Raw genomic sequence first — 20186 nt, 5'->3', positions numbered from 1 at the left:
TCCTTAGCTCTGTGCGATAAATTAAGTACGATTTACGAACGACGACATCGTGTGCATAACACCGCGCAGTTCTGCCAATCCTTTCAGTCTACCTGCATAGCTATAACCGGGCTTAACACCTTCTTGATTTAGTTCGTCATCGAGCAAGTGGCCATGGTCAGGGCGCATTGGAATGCGCAAGTAATCATCGCCGTCACTGCTTTGTTTTCTGCGTTTTTCTTCAAGTAATAGCGCTTCGACTAATCCAACCATATCGTTGTCGCCATCTAAATGGTCTGACTCGTAAAAAGAACCGTCATCTTCACGTATCACGTTACGCAAATGAACAAAATAAATACTGGGGCCAAACTCTCTTACCATCTCAACTAAATTATTGTCGCCGCGCGCACCGTATGAGCCTGCGCACATGGTGAGCCCATTTGCAGGGCTAGGGCATGCTTCAAGCAAGCGATGGGCGTCTGAAGCAGTCGACACAACGCGCGGTAATCCAAATAAGGAAAAGGGTGGATCATCAGGATGGATACACATTTTAGCATTCACTGATTCGGCCACAGGGATAATGTCACGTAAAAATGCAAACAAATGCTCACGGAAGCCTTCGGTGCCTAAATCAATAAATTGTTGAATGGTGGCGCGAATGCTGTCGCGCGTGTACGAACCTTCACCGCCTGGCAAGCCTGCAATAATGTTTTTCTCAAGGGCTAAACGTTCTGCTGCAGACATCGCATTAAAACGTGCATCTGCTTTTTCGAGTACCGCATCGCTATAGCTTTCACGGGCACCGTCTCGTTCTAACACGTAAACATCGTATGCGGCAAAGTCAGTCATTTCAAAGCGCAGAGCGTGGCTGTTGTTCGGCAATTTGTACATTAAATTTGTACGCGTCCAGTCAACCACCGGCATAAAGTTATAGCAAATAGTGTATACGCCACATTTTGCAGCATTTACAATTGATTGTTTATAATTTTCGATATATTGAAGGTAATCACCCGTGCGGGTTTTTATATCGTTATGAACAGGGATACTTTCAATAACATCCCAAGTTAATCCTGCGGCCTCAATCATATCTTTGCGACTTTGAATAGCCTCAACTGTCCATAGGTCACCGGTTTTTACATCATGTAATGAGGTGACTATGCCGGTAGCACCTGCTTGACGAACTTTTTGTAAGCTTATTGAATCGTCTGGCCCAAACCATCTCCACGTTTCAATCATGTTTTGTTACCTCAGGATAGTTAAGAAATACTAAAAAAATATCGCTAGATAAGTACATACCGTTCACCGTCTAGGTCGTGAGACAGTCACGCGGCCTTTTCTTATTTTTGCTCAAGGGCAAATAGTCGATGAAACGCGCCACCATGTCAAGTGGCCTTACCAAATAAACGCTATTTTAAGGCCTTTTATCACCCCCTGGAACAGACTTAAGCCAAAATGACGGTATAAAAATTAATTCTACTAATATTGGTAAGGCCAAAAATAGTATTCATAAATCAATTTCTAGCAACACCTCGACATTTATCCGCTGATGCGCTTAAATAATAGGCAACTTTCTGCCACAACAACTCTCGGTTTGAGGATCGTTTTATAAACTCTCATAAGCCAGTGCTTCTTCATCCCCCCAGAAAGATTGATTTCTTTCTAGAACTTTTTTCGATAAAAGACCTTTTGTCGCTCCTACACCCGCGCACAAAACGTATCCTCCGCGAATTTGCCAAAGCGAATAACCACGTAGTCATGTTTCCTGCTTACGGCACTGACAACCGCTACTTTGCGCCTTTGAACCGCTTTATAGGCTTACATGGTCATAAAGTTTACGATTGGGGCTTGGGCCTTAACGACGCCGGATTGAAACGTCCATTTCTGTTGTCTGAGGTTAACGATACGTGGGTGAAAAGCACTCAAGATAAAGTCTCGCCCATCACAAAAGAAGAAATGGGCGTACCCTATTTATGCACTCGTTCGGTTGCTCGCGTTAAATCACTAAGTGAAACTATAGGTGAGCCTTTAGCTTTACTTGGTTGGAGTTTAGGTGGATGTATTGCACGTGAAGTTGCCCGTGAATTGCCCGAACATGTTTCACAAGTAATTACCTTGGGCACACCTTCGATTGGTGGACCAAAATACACCGCCGCCGCTGAAAGTTTTCGTAAAAATGGAATAGATTTAGACTGGGTAGAGCGCGAGATTGCATTGCGAGATAAAAATCCCATAAAACAAGCTATAACGATTATCAACGGCAAATATGATGGAGTAATAGCAAAACCCGCTTGCGTCGACAATATCAGTTTGCAGGCTACAATTATTGAAGTAAATTGCAGTCATATGGGTTTACCTTTTCACTATGAAGTATGGAAAATCGTCTTACAAGCTCTTTCCGAATGCTAAGCGCTGCAGCGTCAAAAAAGACGCAGAAACTTTAAGGCTAAAGTGACCCTGACCCCTTTTTTGCTCTTCGTTTCATGTCTTCAAACAAAGAAGGCTCCCAGGGGCGCATGGCCAAGAGCATTCCCATATGTTGACGCTTATCCAGTGGTAAAGATTGGTCTTCTACGTTTAGTTGCGCCGCTTCTTGAGTAACCTGGTTAAGTTTGCGCTGAATGATATCAATGGAGCTTTGCGAATATCGCCCTCGTAAATAAAAGCGAAAAGTCCAAGGTTCGTTGTGTTTGGGTGCCATGAATTTTACCATCACCTCTTTTTGCATAAACTGCTCAAGTACGCCGCCGGGGATCCATCTAAAATCTTGTGCAATCAACGAACGGTAATGGTTGTTGGGTAGCAAGTCGATTATGCGGATCTTGTCTAGTTTTGCCAACAAGCGGACACATTCAAATTCATCAATGTCGTAGTAATCAATGATTTCACCAAAAGTCCAACCATCACGCACACACACAGCAACAAGCAATAAACGAGGATTCGCCAGTAATTCTTCTTCTTGGCTATGGTTTAATTGGCTAATCTTCTCGCTTTGTTTTTGCGCTATCAAAAAAAGATCGGCCAAAGATATATCCAACAACATGCAAATTTCCTCGAGTCGCTCGAGAGTAAAGCTATTGTGGGCAAAGATGCGCTTTATATTCGCTTCACTCATCGCTAGCTTTTCTGCTACATCACGGTAGGTAAGCTGTTCTTGTTTAAGAAGCTTCTTTAGCGTTTTGCTGACTAAGGCAATTTGACTCATAACTTTACGCATCCTTTGGTTTGTTTAACCTCACCTAAAAGTATCATATAAATATACCAAGCGTGTCATAAAAGTATACATTTCATGACTTGGTTTACAATATAAATACTAAAGCCTACATTGTGTTCGTACTTTAAACAAAAGGAAATCACAATGAAAAAGTTACTTACATCTGCATTAATCATTTCAGCGTTAACAGCGACTAGCCTAATTACCCCACCGGCTATGGCGGAAGGCGGTTCGGTACATCATAGTGGTCAAGCGAGTAAACATGTTGTGCTTGCGGTAGTTGATGGAGTAGAAACAGGTGCGAAGGTGGCGAGCGCTGTTGTTGCTGCCCCCATTGTTATAGCAGGTGGCGTAAGCTTAGCTGCTGGCAGTGTCGCCGTTTCTGTGGGCGACTCTATTGCACACAGTGGTCAGCGAGTATCAGTACACGCACACAACAACGCTCCACTGGAGGTGACCGATTTAGTTATTACTGCTGACCCAGCACCTAACCAAGTAACGCCGCCGGCCACAAAAGATAAGTCAGAAACAACCACGGTAACAACAACTGAAACACTTAATGCCGTAAAGAAAACCACCATTGAGAAAAGTAAGCACTAATTGACTAAAAGGAAAAGGCAATGAATATCAAATATGCAGTTAAAAAAGGTTTTTTTATTTTTGCGGCCTTATTTTTTGTTGTTGGGGCTGCCAATGCAGGCAGTCAGCAAAAAGCGCAAATACAACACAAAGCAGAAGATGTCGTTGCTTTTTCCAAAGGCGTTGAAAAATACGCCGCGGCTAAAGGCGCTAGAGCATTTATTATTTCTCGGGTAGGTCGCCCTGTAAAAGACCTACCAAAAGGGATTTTATACACTCATACCGCGATTGCCGTTTATTCTGCAATTACCTTGGGCGATGGCAGCGTGGTAAACGGCTATGCAATTCATAACCTATACCAAGATGCAGATGATAAAACCAAAAGCCAGTTGATCACCGACTATCCGGTTGACTTCTTTTGGGGTGCTTATGAGTTGCGCGCGGGCATTGTTATCCCTACGCCAGAAATTCAGCAACAATTAATCAAGCTTATTGCTTCAGGCGAAAATGAGAAATTGCACAACCCTAAATACACGGTTTTAGCTAGCCCATATAACAGCATGTATCAAAATTGCACTGAGCATACCCTCGATATGTTAAATGCTGCGATATATAAAACCAGTGATATCAAGCAACTTAAAGCAAATGCTCAGGCCCATTTTGACGCGCAAAGAGTAAGAACAAATCGTTTCAAACTCATGCTGGGGGCAGCATTGATGGAAGACGTGACAACCAGAGATCACAAAGGAAAAGTAAGAACGGCGACCTTCACCAGCATCGCCAAGTACTTACAAAAATATGATTTAGTAGAGCATGCGGTAAGCTTAGATGAAAACATTTACCCCACAGCAATCTAAATAGTTAATTTATTCGCGAGACGGCTTAATCGACGGCTATCCAGTATCCAGCGTCAATCAACTGTGATAGCAAAGTGAGCCAGTCTCGTTTTTCATCGCTTTGGGCTAAAAGCGCTTTGGGGATCTCTGATATTGAGTCACTGGCTAGCAACGACTTTGCCAACTCGGCGATTGCTGTATCCACCTTAAAGCTGTTGCCATCTATATAAAAAACAAAATGGGGAGATGATTGCTCTTTGTATATAGGTTTAACACCTGGCATTTTCTCGAAGCAACTACCGTTTGACAATGCCGCTTCAAGTGCTTCGGCGGTATAGCTTATAATGCCGTCAATTGCAGGCAAAGCTTGGCGAGATAGGTATTGCATAAGCGCATGCTCGGCTTGCGAACTATTCAACAATTCGACAATATTAGCTTTTAGCTGATCTATTTCAGCTTTTGTCACTTCCATGGACGAAGTTGCTTGCCCACGTAAACGAGTAATGTCAGGGTCACTATAACGTGTTTGCGCAGTTTGAAGGTCGTCACTTTCATCAAGCAAACCGTTTAGGGCTTCTAAATTAGTGGGTGCACGAAAACCTAGTGAATAGTTTAAACAGGGAAGTAAAGTCATGCCTTTGTGAGGGTGCTTTGGCGGTATATATATCGCATCTCCGGGTTGCAATACTTCATCTATAACCGGTGTGAAATCTTCAATTAATCTAAGCAAAGGATGCGTAGTAATGTTTTTTTCATCGCCGGTGCTAGGTAAACCGACTTGCCAGCGTCTACTGCCCTTACCTTGCACTATAAATACATCGTATTGGTCGGTATGCGCGCCTACACCTGCATTTTGGGTTGAATAGCTGACCATGACATCGTCAAAGCGCCAATGTGGTATAAAATCAACTAGTGACGATAGGGCCTCAACTTCATCAATATAATTGTTTACACCTTGCACTAATAGCGACCAGTCACCTTTGCAATGATCTGAAAAATCGTCAAAAGGTCCTTGATGCACATCCCAAACACCGTTTAAGTTTGACACTATACGGCTATCCACGTCTTCTTCTTGGGCCAAGCCTGCTAAATCATTTTCATCTAAAGGGTCTTCAAAACCGGGGGCAAATTGCTTTATTAAGCAGGGCTTTTTTTGCCAATAATCTTGCACAAAGGATGCTTTATCAAATTTATCCATTATCATCATTTACTTTTACCAACTCGCTTTTTGCTCACTTTCATATAAGCGCCATACAAATCCTAGGCCCACACTATACGTGACATCATCCTCGTATAAAGGACTATCTTCATTAGCTGCACCCTGATGAAACTGCGCGCTTCCCCCAAAAAGCCACGCGCCGATTTACTAATCGGGAAGGAAACACTTAACGAAAGCTCGCTACCTAGGTAGCCACTTTTAGCGTCATATTCCGCACGACTGCTAGTCGCATAAATAGCATCTACTTGGTAAAAATAGTCATGCAACTTTTCGCTTGCATATATTGCACTAAACGTTACGTTTAAACCCGTATCCTCAAAAAGAACGCCTCGTTGTTGGTAAGATAAAGTGGGTTCAATCACAAAGCCTCGTTGGTCGACGCGGCCAAAATCAGTTGAAAAAACAGCCCGCGCTTGTAGCTTTGCGGTTAATCGAGCATTTCCACCGCCATCAAAATCAAAGTCTTTTACCTTGTAAATAAACTGAGGACCTACTTCAAACAAAAAATCGAGCTCGGGCATGCCGGCGCGTGCCGAATTGTCTTCACTGTCGGCAGAAAAAGCGCCGCCAAATGACAAATCGACCTCAAAATTACTTTCTTCAATCACGACTGCTCGTGCACCGTTCCCTCCCCCAACTCTAAACACGTCACCGCGATAAACTAAGTAAGGCGCTGCCAATGCAATAAAGTTACGCTCACTAGAGGCGGGATAATTGGCAACCTCAATAGCGCCACCGCCAACACCAAATTCCCACAAAGGCTGCGCTTCGTTCACGCCTTCAAACCCAGTTAAATTACGGTCTAGCGAATCAGGTGATTCAGCCTCGGCATTCGAGTTAGCAAGTGCATTAGCGCCCACTAAAAGTGAAATGATGGCGACAAGCTTGACGCTATATAAAAGACAAAAATCACGTTGCATATACCTTCCCTTAAGTTTCGTTAGTATAATTCTATACTCAAATAGTAAGAAAAAGAGCAAAACACAATTTATATAATCGTCTCGATGCATGCATCAAGTTTTAATACCTATAAGCGACAAATTCGATTCGTAATTTAATTACAAAAAATATTCATAAATAGCAAAATCTGCTGTATAATTGAGCAATTACTGTAACTTAATTACCAAAGGAAAGTCTCATGAGCTTAAAGAAACAATATTTAAAATCCAAACCTGTTTGTAAAGTAACCTTCAAATTATCTAAAGAAGAAGCTAAAAATGCGGAGAATGTTCGCATAGTTGGTGACTTTAATGATTGGGATCTTAGTGCTGCCCCCATGAAGAAACTAAAGAATGGTTCGTTTTCATCAACGGTCGTTTTATCAAAAGACGCGCAATATGAGTTTCGTTATTTGCTAGACAATAAAGAGTGGGAAAACGATTGGAATGCCGATGCTTACGTTCCATCACCAGTCTCGTTTGACGACAATTCGGTTGTTGCAGTATAGCTATTAGTTAACGCTCACTATAATTATGGGTAGCATCTTAGCTACCCATTTTTTTATGCTATTACCCTTGCTGTTGGCTTATTTGCATTAGTGCAGACGCAAACACATCGGGAGGCTGTCCCCCGCTAATAAGGTGTTTGTTATTCACAATCACTGCTGGCACCGATGAAATCCCTTGGGATTGATAATGCCGCTCCTCTTCTCTTACGTCGCTCGCATAGTCATCATTTGCAAGTATTTCATTTGCTCGCTGTGCATCTAAACCCACACTCTTAACAACTTCTAGCAATTGCTTGTGGTCACTAGGGTCGCCTGATTGTTGAAAATATAAGTCAAATAGCGCCAGTTTTAGCTCTGTCTGAAGATCATTTTCTTTCGCCCAATGCAATAAACGATGCGCGTCAAAGGTATTATAAATTCGACCTCCTCCTCGATTCCCAAATTCATAGCCCACGCTTAAGCCGCGTTCCTTTATTACTTCACGATTTTGCTGAATTTGTTGTTCATTTATCGAATACTTTTGCCCCAAGTGTTCATTAATTTCTTGGCCTTGCGGCGGCATTTGGGGATTTAGTTCAAATGGATGCCAAGTGATCTGTGCTTCAATTTTGTCTTTTATCTGGTCGAGCGCAATTTGTAAGCTCTTGTAACCAATAATACACCAAGGACAAGAAACGTCTGACACGATATCAATTTGGATGCTTTGCATAAAATACTTGTCCTTTTCATTAACTAGTTGATGAATATCAAGCCACCAGACTGTTGATAATATCGTATGTGTTACCACATACCAATTAATTGCTAAAATGCAGCAATATTTATCTACATAAATTAATAAAAAGTTGCCTGATTTATTTGTTATCTTGGCGTACAATAATTGCTATTCACATTATAGTTGAACCAAGTAGCGTGCAAACACGCTTCGCTTAGCAATAATAAGCACTCACTTTAAATATTAGTAAGCTTACTTTAACACTTTAGGAAAAATGTAATGGCTGTCTTCGGTACTGTTTTTATGCCACAAATGGCAATGACCACCTTCGAAAATGAACAGTGGAGCGTTGCTCGCACAGTCAGTTCGCAAAGTATTAGTTTGCACCCAGGTGCCCATGTGCTTCATTATTCGAGCACGTGTTTTGAAGGGCTTAAAGCTTTTAGACACAGCGATGGCAGCATCTATACGTTTAGAATGGATCAAAATATTGCACGCTTTGCCCAAAGCAGTGAGTTACTATCGTTACCTAAAATCAATAAAGAACAAGTTCAAGAAATGATTTTAGATATTCTTGCACAGTATTCTAGTGAAGTGCCTGAACCTCCTGGCTCTATGTATATACGCCCAACTCATATTGGCACAGAAGCTTCAATTGGTAAGGCAGCTGCACCATCTTTAAGCTCAATGATGTATGTTTTGTTGTCTCCTGTTGGTGACTACTTTGCAGGTGGAGCAAAACCGCTACGCCTATTGTTAGACGAAGACGGAATGCGTTGTGCTCCACACATGGGCATGGTGAAAAGTGGCGGTAATTACGCAAGCGCCCTCCCCCAATATTAAAAGCAAGAAAAGAAGTCCAAGCAGATCAAATACTTTTTTGCCCTAATGGCGATGTACAAGAGACCGGAGCGGCGAACTTCTTGCTAATCGACGATAACGAAATAATCACCAAAGGACTTGATTCAAGCTTTTTGCATGGCGTAACACGAAGCTCGATTTTGACCCTTGCTAAAGACCTCGGTATGAAAGTAAGCGAGCGCAATATCACAGTAGAAGAACTATTGGAACGAGCACAAAAACCAGGTACAGAAGCAGCATTATCAGGAACCGCGGCGGTATTAACTCCTGTTGGCACCTTTATTCACAAAGGCAAAGAATATCAAGTTGGCAGCGGCGAAGCAGGCCCTACTACAATGAAGTTACGTCAAGCCTTAAATGATATCCAATGGGGCAAAGCGCCTGATACACATGGCTGGCTAGTAAAAGTCAATTAAGATGACTAGAGGAATACACGTATGAAAAACGGCATTATTAGCGCATTGGCTCTGTTTGCCTTGCTGAGTATAAGCAACTTAGCTTTCGCTAAGCCGGCACCTTTAGTGTCTATCCCAACGCATGATGCTTTTTTTGATGCAATCGCCAAGCATTGCGGGAAAGCCTTTGAAGGGAAAGTCGTGTTCGACAATGACCCAAGTCCAGCTTTTGACAATAAGCTCGTGATGCATGTACGCTCATGCACAAACAAGCAGTTACAAGTGCCTTTTCATGTGGGTGATGATGCTTCACGAACGTGGCTTATCACTAAAACGGGAAGTGGCTTAAGTTTAAAACACGACCATCGTGAAAAAGACGGCTCTGATGACGAACTCACGATGTACGGTGGGCACACCGTTGACGCAGGGTACAACAATGTTCAGTCCTTCCCTGCAGATGCTTATTCAAAATTACTCTTTGTGAATTTAGGTATTGCTCAATCTGTTGGCAATACTTGGCAAATGTACATATACGAAAATAAATTTGTATATCGCCTAATCCGCCAAGGAAGAGAGTTTAGAGTAGAGTTTGATTTGACTAAGGCTGTTGATTTGCCAGTAACGCCTTGGGGCTATGAAAGCGAATAGATCTGTTAATATAAGAAAAGCCCGCTTTTGTTAGCGGGCTTTTTGTTTGCAAGCTTTTTGTTTGCAATGCCATCCGAAAGATATTATTCGTTAGTCCGCTGCAACTGATCCAGAGATAAAACCCCCATGTTGTATAAAGTAAAGCCATAGATATCTGCATATTGCTCTATCGTTTTACTGATGGGCGTACCAGCGCCGTGGCCTGCGTCAGTTTCAATGCGGATAAGGGTGGGGTTATCGCCCTGTTGATATTGCTGCAACACTGCGGCGAACTTAAATGAGTGCGCAGGTACTACGCGGTCATCGTGGTCAGCAGTGGTTATCAAGGTCGCCGGATATTCTATACCTGCTTTAACCGAATGCACTGGCGAATAAGCCTTAAGATATTTAAACATCTCTTCACTTTGCTCAGACGTTCCATAATCGTAAGCCCATCCTGCACCTGCAGTGAAGGTATGGTAACGTAGCATATCAAGTACACCAACGGCTGGAAGAGCGACTTTGGCAAGGTCTGGGCGTTGGAGCATTACGGCACCTACCAACAAGCCGCCGTTTGACCCGCCACGAATAGCTAAGTATTCGCTACTGGTATATTTCTCATTAATTAGGTATTCACCGGCGGCAATAAAGTCGTCAAATACATTTTGTTTCTTCATTTGCGTACCGGCATCATGCCACGCTTTTCCATATTCACCACCACCGCGAATATTAGGCACAGCGTAAACGCCTCCTAGTTCAAGCCATGCTGAAACTGTTGCACTAAATCGAGGCGTTAAGCTGACATTAAAGCCACCATAGCCGTACAAAATGGTGGGATTATTGCCGTTTAATACAGTGCCTTCTTTGTGGGTAATAATCATAGGCACTTTAGTGCCGTCTTTAGATGTATAAAAGACCTGTTTAGATACAAATTTTTCGCCATCAAATTTTGATGCAGGTTTGTTGTATAAGCTAGATTCACCGCTGGTGATATCGTAAGCATAAATTGAGGTGGGCGTAGTGTAATTACTAAACGTATAGTAGGTACTAGTATCGTCAGTTTTACCATCGAAGCTACCTACAGTGCCGATACTGGGCAAATCAATTTCGCGAACTTTTTTCCCACTTAAGTCATACTGGTACACCTTAGAAATCGCATCCACCATGTATTCTGCAAAAATGAATCCACCAGCGGTGCTAGGTACTAATACGTTATCTGTTTCAGCAATCACGTCTTTCCAATTGCTGACACCTGGATTAGAGGCATTTACCATCACGACTTTGGTATTTGGTGCATCTTCGTTAGTCACTAGGTATAAATTGTCACCTTCGCTCGTGAGCATGTATACATCTGAATCAAAGTTGTCTTTAACCGTTTTCCAAGGACTGTTAGGCTTGCTTAAGTCTTTCAGAAAAGCTTTGTTTCCAGACGTTGATATCGCCGCACTTACCATTAAAAAGCGATTATCCTCACTTACTTGCGCGCCTACGTATCGATGTTTCTCTTCATCTGTGTGTCCAAATACTTTTGCGTCTTCAGACTGCGGGGTGTTGAGCTTATGATAGTAGAGTTTATGCTGGTCAGTTTTTTCACTCAACTCAGACCCTTCTGGCTTGTCATAGCTTGAGTAATATATGCCTTCATTTTTATACCACTGCATACCACTGAATTTTACATTAACTAGAGTCTCGCCAATTTGCTCCATGCTTTTAGTATCAATAATATAAACTTCTCGCCAATCGCTGCCGCCAGTAGAGGTTTGATAAGCCGCAAGTGAACCATCATTAGAGAAAGATAAACCCGATAATGAAACGGTTCCGTCTTCGCTAAATTTATTGGGATCTAAAAATACTTCAGGCTCGCCATTGTCTTTTTGACGGTAAACAACACTTTGATTCTGCAAGCCATCATTTTTATAAAAGTAAGTGTAATCACCTTCTTTGAAGGGCGCAGAAATACGTTCGTAATCAAGTAGATCACGCACCACGTCTGCTATTTCTGTCCGATAAGGAATATTTTTCAAATATTCTTGAGTAGTCGCATTTTGTGCGACAACCCATGCCTCAGTCTCTTCGCTGCGATCATCTTCTAACCATCTATAGGGGTCAGGTACTTCTTGGCCAAAATAAGTATCGACCACATCGCCTTTGGCTGTTTCTGGATATGTTACTTTAACGGGCTTAACCTTAACTTCTTTGGCGCTAGCCATTTCAACTTCCTCAGGTTTAGGAGAGCAAGCCAATATAAAGCTTGCCATCGTCAGAGCAATCGCACTCTTAAGCAATGCTGGATTATGTATATTCATCGAATTTTCCAATTATTGTATTTTTATGTCGTTTGTTGTTACGAATTAATAGTCATTCTTGTTCATATTACGCTAAATGCCTTAGTGAACACAAAAAGTACATGACACAAGCAAACTAAAAACGGAGATCGATTCTTCCACCAATATTGGTATTTCTAGTGAAAAATTGATCTAGATCACCCATATATTGTGTTTTTGAATTATAAATACACAACATATTGTGTTTATAGAGATTTCAATGTTTAACACGCTTAGTCCACAAATACTATTTCAAGAGGTTCCTGATGAAGTCAGTTTAGGCTTTACGGTGATGGGATGCCCACTAAGATGCAAGGGCTGTCATAGTAAAGATACCTGGTCCGAAGAAGGGGTAGCCCACTTACTACAGCAACGTTTACACATTACTTGTTGCAATATAATGGCTATATATCTTGCGTTGTTTTTTTTGGTGGTGAATGGAAGGCCAACAAATTGATTGAAATGCTGGATATAGCGCAAGAATTCAAACTCAAAACCTGTTTGTACACGGGTTTGAATCAAGTTTCAGAACAGATAAAAAAGCGACTCACATTTCTTAAAACCGGGCCCTGGTTACGTGATTTAGGTGGCCTTAACCAAGTCAATACCAATCAAAAGTTTATAGAAGTGGCAAGCAATCGCATACTTAACCATAAATTTCAGGAGATACTCTGACATGTTGAAATTACCAAAAGAACATATTAATCATAAGCTCGACTTCATTAAAAATTATATGTGTGCTCATAACGCCGCTGATGGCGCGCATCTAGACGCAAACGCAAACGTTACTCAAAAGAATATTGCAACCCTAGAAGCAGAGCTTATGAAGGATTACTTCATTCAAGTGAATAGAGCACAGGTCCAACAAAGAATCAAAAAGTTATTCAGCCCTGCATTAGCAAAAGAGTATGCTCGTCAAATAGAGAATCATGAAATTTATGTCCATGACGAAACGAGTTTAAAACCCTATTGCGCTTCAATTACGATGTACCCATTTTTGCTCGATGGTTTGACTAAACTAGGTGGCGAATCAAAAGCACCTCAGCATCTAGAATCATTTTGTGGAAGCTTTGTTAATCTGGTATTTGCTATTAGCGCACAATTTGCGGGCGCCATAGCAACGGTTGAGTTTTTAATCTACTTTGACCATTTTGCACGAAGAGAGTTTGGAGCTGATTACCTAGCGACGCATACAAAGCAGATTGAAAATCACTTACAACATGTTGTCTATGCGATTAATCAACCCGCAGCTGCGCGTGGTTATCAAAGTGTATTTTGGAACATTTCCTTGTATGACGAATGCTATTTTGAATCTATGTTTGGAGATTTTGTCTTTCCAAACATGCAAAAACCAAAGTGGGAAGATATAAAAGCGATGCAATCGTTTTTCTTGGACTGGTTTACCAAAGAGCGCGATAAGGCCATTTTAACCTTCCCCGTTGTTACTGCGGCAATGTTGACCGAGAATGAAAAGGTGAAAGATAGAGAGTTTGCACAAATGTGCGCAAAATCGATGAGTGAAGGAGGTTCTTTCTTTGTATACCAGTCAGACAGTCCAGATTCACTGGCTTCTTGTTGCCGTTTGCGCAATGAAATTGTTGATAACTCTTTCTCATACAGCCTAGGTGCAGGTGGCGTTTCAACAGGCTCGATTAACGTTATTACGATTAATATGAACCGCTTAATCCAAGACAATCGTAATTTGAAAGAAGAAGTTGAGAAAATACAAAAGTATCAGGTGGCTTACAGGAGTTTAATGCAAGACTACTTCGAGTTGAATGCATTGCCAGTATATTCAGCCGGTTTTATCGATTTAAACAAACAGTTTCTAACCATTGGTATTAATGGGATGCCTGAAGCGGCAGAGTTCTTGGGAATAAGAATAAGTAACAACGCAGATTATAGAACTTTTGTGTCAAATAATTTACAGATTATTTATGACGCGAACAAGCGAGCATTAAATAAATATGGTTATAGATTCAATACCGAGTTTGTACCAGCTGAAAACTTAGGCGTGAAGAACGCAAAATGGGATAGAGAAGACGGATATTGGGTACGACGAGACTGTTATAACTCTTACTTTTATACCGTCGAAAATAATGAAGTTAACCATGTTGATAAATTTATAATGCACGGCAAGGAAATGACTAAGTATCTTGATGGCGGGTCAGCTTTGCATTTGAATTTAGAAGAAAAGCTATCGCAAAAAAATGCTTTGAATCTTCTGAATATAGCAGCCAAAACAGGTTGCAATTATTTTTGCGTTAACGTGAAAATCACTATTTGCAATGAGTGTGACCATATAAACAAGGCAACCTTATATAAATGTCCTGCTTGCTCTTCTAAGAATATAGACCATGGCACGCGCGTCATTGGCTATCTAAAAAGAGTATCTGCATTTAGTGAAGGGAGGCGTTTAGAGCATAGTTTACGCTATTACCATAAATCACCTGTAAGTATAGAAAAAGAACGAAAACTAGTATGCAGTTAGCTTTTACTTTTTCGCCTTAAATCTAGATAAAGCCCATGCCACGTCGAGATTAGTTAGTTTCCATTGGGGAAGCGATGATACTGTCGTAAAGTGCTTGAGTAATATAAATGGGCGTATAAACACCGCCATTACTTTTAATTTGTTTATTAAAAGAGCGTAAGTGATTACGAGAGCCTTTCAAAAGGTTCTCGTAAACGAAAATGATATCTTCGTTATCAACCACGTTATCTAACTGGTTTTGCAAATCATAAATATCTAACTCTTCAACAGTAGCGCCAACATATAAGGCTTCTAATAGAGAAATTGAACCTGATACAACTAAGTTGTCGTAGATGAGTTGTAGCTCTGAATTTTCGAATGAGCCGTAGGCATCAATTTGCATAGGGTCAACCAAACCATAGCGCTCAATTAGAGAAAGTACCGCATCTGTATGACTTTGCTCGCTTGCCGCTATATTGCTGAAAATTTTTGTTCCATAAATATTATAAAGCGCGGTGTAAACGTCTCTAGCGAGTTTTTCTTCTTCTCGCATAAACGCAAGGCTTTCTTCCTCACCAGCAGATAAGGCACTAGGCCCAATCTTATCGAGATTATTGGTGAGCGTGCTAGTGTTAACTGTTGTTGCGCCATCTACATCAACGTTTAATACCGCATCAGTGTCTTTCGAACTTCCTCCGCAAGCGCTTAAAGTAAACACGCTTAATATTATTGCAACTAGGGTTATCAATTTCTTCATAGGATATTCACTTATTTAATTAGATTATTCTATCAAAGAGATTGCAAACGCCATGCCACAGCAAAGAAAAGCACAAGCCACTGTTTTACATGTATTTTTTATAAAATCTAAATTTATCATATTATTTTAGCGATGCTTTGCGACAAAATCGACAGGGGTAATGACAAATTTGGCAAAATAGTAGCAGCAATAGCGAGATTGCCCGCCCCTTAATAGGAGCAAGAGCATTACTCTATTTTATATGAACGGTGACATGCATTGCAGGTTGACATAATAGTGACCACTTCCTTTTGTATAAAGACCGTATCTAGTTCTCCTTTACCTAAGGTTTTTAACTGACGGTTTACTTGTTTACTCATTTGTTGAAATCCGGCTGGCATTTTTCCATGCAAACCTCTGGGATGATTTTCTCTCGTATAATCAAAGAGTAAGTCAACTAATTCGTCAATCTTTTCTGGCGTTTCATCTACCATAGCTTGTTGAATTCCAGTGAGCGTTTCTAGCATTCTTCGCATTCTTTCTAACACAAAGTCTTTCTCTTTGGCGCTTAATTGAATCGGCGTCCTGGCATCTGTTGAAATAGTAGCGTCATCGCTTGCAAGGGCGACAGCACTAACGAATAACAATCCTACAAGTAGTTTAATTTGCATAATTTACCTCTAATTTACTAGTTTTCTGTTTGTATAGGTGGTTTTAGAGATGACTAGTAGCAAATTTGAGGCCATATTTAGATACACAGAATTTAGCGGGCGTTTTATCGAGTGCTTACAAAGCCTTACATAAAAGTTGAATCTAAATTTCTGAGTGCAATGTATTATGGCACCTTAATTTTGTAGAACGAAATCTGCTATTTAGAACAAGTGTTTATTTTTTATATAAGCTTGCGTTCTATGTTTAGTAAATTTCTATATCAAGTGTTCTTGAAGTCCTCCCGCCATCCGAAAACCCGCCTGTAGTCAGATCTTCGGTTTAGTCGCTTCGACACACACATTTACATACGGAGTTTCCAAATGTTTCATGCCAATACACAAAGCAAGTCCAAAAATGCAAATTTGTTAATCAAAGGTATATCTACTTTTATTTTTGCATCTTTTTTAAGTGGATGTTTCCTCGACGACGATAAGGACGATGACACACCAGCCCCCTTACAATCCACAGTAAATTTTGTCCTCGCGCCCGTTGATAGCGGCACGTGTTCGCTACTTGAACCATATAGCAACATGAGCACAATAGCCGGGCCGTCTGAAACTAACGCAGGTGTTGCTATATTCGAAGATGTGCCCAGCGATACTGGTTTAGCCGTAATTGAATGTAGCGGTGGCACATATGAAGACGAAGCCACGGGAGAGATATTAACTGCAGGCACATTGCGCTCATACGTTACCGTTACAAGTTCAGAGTTTAGCGCTACGGTGAGCCCCTTAACTGAAGTAGCTGCAAGAGTTGTCGACTATTATGAGTTAGCGCCAGAAGAGTATACAAATGTATTAACCAACGTTGCTAAATCCTTTGGCTTAGCTGGAATTGATTTGACTGCGGTAGTGCCGCAAAACATCAATGTAGACACGATGGACGGCAGCGAACGAGGCAATTACGGCTTGGTCTTAGCGGCATTGTCGCAATTGCAAGAAGACTATGGCGTTGATAATGCTGAATTTGTAATAGAAGAATTGTTCATTGGTATGGCCAACAACGGTTTTTTCACAAATGAAGAAATACGTGAGTCGTACTTTTATGCGCTAGACAATATGTTTAACAACACTAGGTTAGAACCTTACCTAGGTAGTGATGAAAACTTAGATAAGTTTTTCCATGACGTAGTACTTGCTCCAGTTGCATCACAAGTCGAATACATAGATGCCGATCATCCTGAAAGTCATGGCCTTGAAGCATTGAGCGTAATAGACGCTTATACAACGTCACTTTTTGATATTGTTGGTACACATTTATCATTAAAGCTAGATGTTACGTTAGCCGGTGAACCTTGTTTGGTACACGACTTTCAAATAATTTCTGACACCAGTACCGACAACAAATATGATTTGGTATATGCCGAATGTCCAGCGCAAGTGCCTGGTGAAGCAGAAATTGTGGTTAAAGATATGCACGGCAGAGTTGAAAACACCAGCACCATAACGGTTGTTGAGCCTGGTACATATGATTATGCTAGTGGTGAGTTTATTTCTACAAATGAATTACTGAGCAGAACCAAAACAAACAATAGAAGTGCTAACGCAACGGCAGCAACATCCACTGGCACTAGCTATGTGTTTGGTTATGTAGCAGCTGAAGCCCCATTTATTGATGCTGCCACTAGCGCGGCACATGATTATAGAAGCGATAAAATCGTTCGTTTTGATGTCAAGGGCGTTACCGTTGACTTAGTCAATTCAGCCAACGAAATAATAGCAAGCACTACAACTTTTGATGACGGATATTACGAATTTAGCAATGCACCGGAGTCAACCAGTGTTAGCGTTGTTGTAAAAGCAGAAATTAAAAAAACCAGAGCAAACGCGAACAGCGGCGCTGAATATAATTTCGCTGTACGCGACAACACTAGCGATACTATTCCGCGAAAAATGTACCAAATATCAACTCCCTTCTTTACGACATTAAGTCAGCCAGGTTCTGACAACCCACAACAAGATTTACTTGCTAAAATTGGTTTCAATGATAGTGGTCGAGTTATTAGTGAAGACCAAAGACAATCTGCTCCTTTTGCTATCCTCAGAACCATGAAAGCAGGTGCAGATGCCCTTTCTAGTATTAATCCAAACGTTAGCTTACCGCCTCTTAATATTTATTGGTCTACTAAAAATATTGGAACTGGAGGTGATAAAAATCTTGGACAAATCGATACCTCCCACTATGCAGGTCAGGGTTTACAACCCGGTCTTTATATTTTAGGTAAAGCAGATTCTGATACAGACGAATTTGACCAAGGTGTTATTGGGCATGAGTTTGGTCACTACTTACAAGATAAATTATCTTACTCTGATAGCCCCGGTGGTTCGCATTCTGATTACGAACACAAAGATGCTAGTTTAGCCTACGGGGAAGGCTACGGTACTGCAATCGGTGGTTTGTTATCGGGCAGCAAATACTATTGTGACGTAGCGGATGATGCACAAATGGGTGGTTGGTGTATGGATTTAACCGACATATCAGTTGCAGGTAGTGTTACTGGATTCTATTCTGAATCAAGCATAATCACATTATTATACGGTATTGGTACACTTCCAGGTAAAGGTCTGAATGAATTCTTTGATGCAGTTACAACCCTTAAAACAAAAATGCATTCAGCCACTATTTTCGCATTCTTATATCATTATTTAGAAGCTAATCCAGATGTAAGAACTGACGTAGAATCGTTAATGACAGCTCATAATATTAAATCTAGCGAACCTTTTGGCGTGCTTCCATCAGGTATCGCAGCAGACCCAGCGATTAGCGCTGAAAACAATAAAGGTGATGCAGAGACTGGCGCTGACGATCTAGAAAAACTCTACATTGCGTTAAATCTTGATTCGGTACCAGCTCCTACTGGCGATGAGTCGCCAGCACTATTAACACCGTCTTCAACACCTTTTTGCGTAAACAGAAATCTGCCCGGTGCTAACAGCGATAACGGACTGGGTATGAGACGCCGTTTCCACTTTACCGCTAACTTTACTGGCAATTTATTGGTTAGATTAAAAAATAAATATGATCATATTGTGGGCGATCAAAACACCCTCTTTAAGATGCGTAATGAAGACGGCAATAGCGTAATATTCTTTAATTACCATGGGGTCGATGCTGACAATTATTATGGACGCGTTGCTGTTGAGTCTGGCAAGCAATATTCTTTAAAACTGAGCATGTTTGAGCCTCAAGAAATATTAAACGGCAGCCAATGCGGCTTTAAAGTAGAATTAGCAAGAGCGCCGGAATAGTTAGTGTTTAAAAAGATAAACAGAACTCAAACCGAAGGCAGTTGCATGTGCAATTGCTCTCGGTTTTTTGCCTTAATGCTTACATTGCTAGTTACAGCATGTGAGCCACCGACTAATACAGGCTATGAGCCCGATTTACGTACTGTTAAAGATACACTAGCACAAGATGAATCGCTCAAGAGCCAAGACGGTAGTACTTTGTATGCGCCTGTAGCAACAAGCAAAAGAACTCAACGCTGGCTTGGTGGACCTCCTCCAATAAATAAGCAAGCTTCAAAAATTAATACCTACTATTGGATAAAGAAAACGGATAAACCCAATCATCTTTATATGACATTGCAATTTGAAGGGGCCACATATCAAGACGCTAGTGTTACGGTCAAGCCCATCGATGGTGCGAAATTTGAACTTCCACAGCAACAAATTTCTTGGCGACTGCGCCCAAATGTGGTCTCTGAAATATCGTTTGTCGTGATCGTGCCAAACCAAGCAAGTTATCTATCACTTAATACCTTCCAAAACGACCGTGGCGCAGCTAGGGCCTTTTTGTTAGAACCCCCATCGTCTTCGTTCAAAAGTACTCGCTAGTTATTCCCGCCACACTACAGTGTATTTACACACTTTATTTTGGCAGTTATTCGGCCTTCGTGCCCCAACAACATGACCAATCATATATAAAACCACACAAAATAAACGCTATTCTTGCCTACCAAAAATGCTTTTTATGTAATAAAAACAGAAGTTCTCTATTAGCTTGTATCTTTTTGTTATAAAGCTGTTAAGAAATGATGAAAAATAATCTTTAGCATGTAAGCATTTTGTAATCGACGG

16 protein-coding genes and 1 pseudogene are annotated in these 20186 nt (G+C 41.1%); 9 read left to right on the top strand and 8 right to left on the bottom strand.

The window, feature by feature from the left end; translation table 11 throughout:
- Positions 1 to 21 precede the first annotated feature (21 nt).
- Positions 22 to 1215 carry a mannonate dehydratase gene (uxuA, locus tag AC0L6H_RS06405; protein ID WP_473393260.1) on the bottom strand — a complete coding sequence of 398 codons (1194 nt, stop codon included), beginning with the start codon at positions 1213 to 1215 and terminating at the stop codon, positions 22 to 24.
- A 519-nt stretch (positions 1216 to 1734) separates the two neighbouring features.
- Here uxuA and AC0L6H_RS06400 point away from each other — a divergent pair.
- Positions 1735 to 2385, top strand: coding sequence for an alpha/beta fold hydrolase (locus AC0L6H_RS06400; RefSeq protein ID WP_473393258.1), 651 nt, complete (start codon positions 1735 to 1737; stop codon positions 2383 to 2385).
- A 37-nt stretch (positions 2386 to 2422) separates the two neighbouring features.
- Here the strand turns inward: AC0L6H_RS06400 and AC0L6H_RS06395 are convergent, their stop codons facing one another.
- Positions 2423 to 3181, bottom strand: coding sequence for a helix-turn-helix domain-containing protein (locus AC0L6H_RS06395; RefSeq protein ID WP_473393257.1), 759 nt, complete (start codon positions 3179 to 3181; stop codon positions 2423 to 2425).
- Positions 3182 to 3334: 153 nt separating this feature from the next.
- On the opposite strand from AC0L6H_RS06395, the gene AC0L6H_RS06390 reads away from it, so the two are divergent.
- Both AC0L6H_RS06390 and AC0L6H_RS06385 read left to right on the top strand, forming a co-directional pair.
- Positions 3335 to 3790, top strand: a complete 456-nt coding sequence (locus AC0L6H_RS06390; protein WP_473393255.1) for a hypothetical protein — start codon at positions 3335 to 3337, stop codon at positions 3788 to 3790.
- A 20-nt stretch (positions 3791 to 3810) separates the two neighbouring features.
- Entirely contained in the window at positions 3811 to 4626 is an 816-nt protein-coding gene (locus AC0L6H_RS06385) for a DUF2145 domain-containing protein (RefSeq protein WP_473393254.1), read from the top strand.
- Between the two features lie 25 nt (positions 4627 to 4651).
- On the opposite strand, the gene AC0L6H_RS06380 is transcribed toward AC0L6H_RS06385, so the two are convergent.
- Positions 4652 to 5803 carry a cupin domain-containing protein gene (locus AC0L6H_RS06380; protein WP_473393253.1) on the bottom strand — a complete coding sequence of 384 codons (1152 nt, stop codon included), beginning with the start codon at positions 5801 to 5803 and terminating at the stop codon, positions 4652 to 4654.
- Positions 5804 to 5865: 62 nt separating this feature from the next.
- The gene (locus AC0L6H_RS06375; RefSeq protein WP_473393251.1) at positions 5866 to 6744 is read right to left on the bottom strand and encodes a MipA/OmpV family protein; all 879 of its coding nucleotides are present in this window, start codon (positions 6742 to 6744) and stop codon (positions 5866 to 5868) included.
- Between the two features lie 218 nt (positions 6745 to 6962).
- Between AC0L6H_RS06375 and AC0L6H_RS06370 the strand changes: the two genes are divergently transcribed.
- A complete protein-coding gene (locus AC0L6H_RS06370) occupies positions 6963 to 7271 on the top strand; it encodes an isoamylase early set domain-containing protein (RefSeq protein WP_473393250.1) in 309 nt (102 codons plus the stop codon).
- Between the two features lie 61 nt (positions 7272 to 7332).
- Here AC0L6H_RS06370 and AC0L6H_RS06365 read toward each other — a convergent pair whose 3' ends face one another.
- The gene (locus tag AC0L6H_RS06365) at positions 7333 to 7980 is read right to left on the bottom strand and encodes a DsbA family oxidoreductase (RefSeq protein WP_473393249.1); all 648 of its coding nucleotides are present in this window, start codon (positions 7978 to 7980) and stop codon (positions 7333 to 7335) included.
- A gap of 282 nt (positions 7981 to 8262) precedes the next feature.
- Here AC0L6H_RS06365 and AC0L6H_RS06360 point away from each other — a divergent pair.
- Together AC0L6H_RS06360 and AC0L6H_RS06355 are read left to right on the top strand one after the other, a co-directional pair.
- Positions 8263 to 9260, top strand: a pseudogene (locus AC0L6H_RS06360) (branched-chain amino acid aminotransferase).
- Positions 9261 to 9281: 21 nt separating this feature from the next.
- A complete protein-coding gene (locus AC0L6H_RS06355; protein WP_473393247.1) occupies positions 9282 to 9887 on the top strand; it encodes a hypothetical protein in 606 nt (201 codons plus the stop codon).
- Between the two features lie 83 nt (positions 9888 to 9970).
- On the opposite strand, the gene AC0L6H_RS06350 is transcribed toward AC0L6H_RS06355, so the two are convergent.
- Positions 9971 to 12151 (bottom strand): prolyl oligopeptidase family serine peptidase, encoded by a 2181-nt coding sequence (locus tag AC0L6H_RS06350; RefSeq protein ID WP_473394476.1) that lies wholly within the window; start codon positions 12149 to 12151, stop codon positions 9971 to 9973.
- Positions 12152 to 12866: 715 nt separating this feature from the next.
- On the opposite strand from AC0L6H_RS06350, the gene nrdD reads away from it, so the two are divergent.
- Entirely contained in the window at positions 12867 to 14681 is a 1815-nt protein-coding gene (gene nrdD / locus AC0L6H_RS06345; RefSeq protein ID WP_473393246.1) for an anaerobic ribonucleoside-triphosphate reductase, read from the top strand.
- A 49-nt stretch (positions 14682 to 14730) separates the two neighbouring features.
- Here nrdD and AC0L6H_RS06340 read toward each other — a convergent pair whose 3' ends face one another.
- Both AC0L6H_RS06340 and AC0L6H_RS06335 read right to left on the bottom strand, forming a co-directional pair.
- Entirely contained in the window at positions 14731 to 15417 is a 687-nt protein-coding gene (locus AC0L6H_RS06340; protein WP_473393245.1) for a DUF2202 domain-containing protein, read from the bottom strand.
- Positions 15418 to 15644: 227 nt separating this feature from the next.
- Positions 15645 to 16067, bottom strand: a complete 423-nt coding sequence (locus AC0L6H_RS06335) for a hypothetical protein (RefSeq protein ID WP_473393244.1) — start codon at positions 16065 to 16067, stop codon at positions 15645 to 15647.
- A 360-nt stretch (positions 16068 to 16427) separates the two neighbouring features.
- On the opposite strand from AC0L6H_RS06335, the gene AC0L6H_RS06330 reads away from it, so the two are divergent.
- Positions 16428 to 19355, top strand: a complete 2928-nt coding sequence (locus AC0L6H_RS06330; RefSeq protein WP_473393243.1) for a hypothetical protein — start codon at positions 16428 to 16430, stop codon at positions 19353 to 19355.
- Between the two features lie 45 nt (positions 19356 to 19400).
- Positions 19401 to 19943 carry a hypothetical protein gene (locus tag AC0L6H_RS06325; RefSeq protein WP_473393241.1) on the top strand — a complete coding sequence of 181 codons (543 nt, stop codon included), beginning with the start codon at positions 19401 to 19403 and terminating at the stop codon, positions 19941 to 19943.
- The last annotated feature ends 243 nt before the right edge of the window (positions 19944 to 20186 follow it).

The organism is Glaciecola sp. G7-5 (assembly GCF_055808975.1).
Note: the sequence above shows the minus strand (reverse complement) of the source record. Positions and strands in the feature narration are given on the sequence as shown.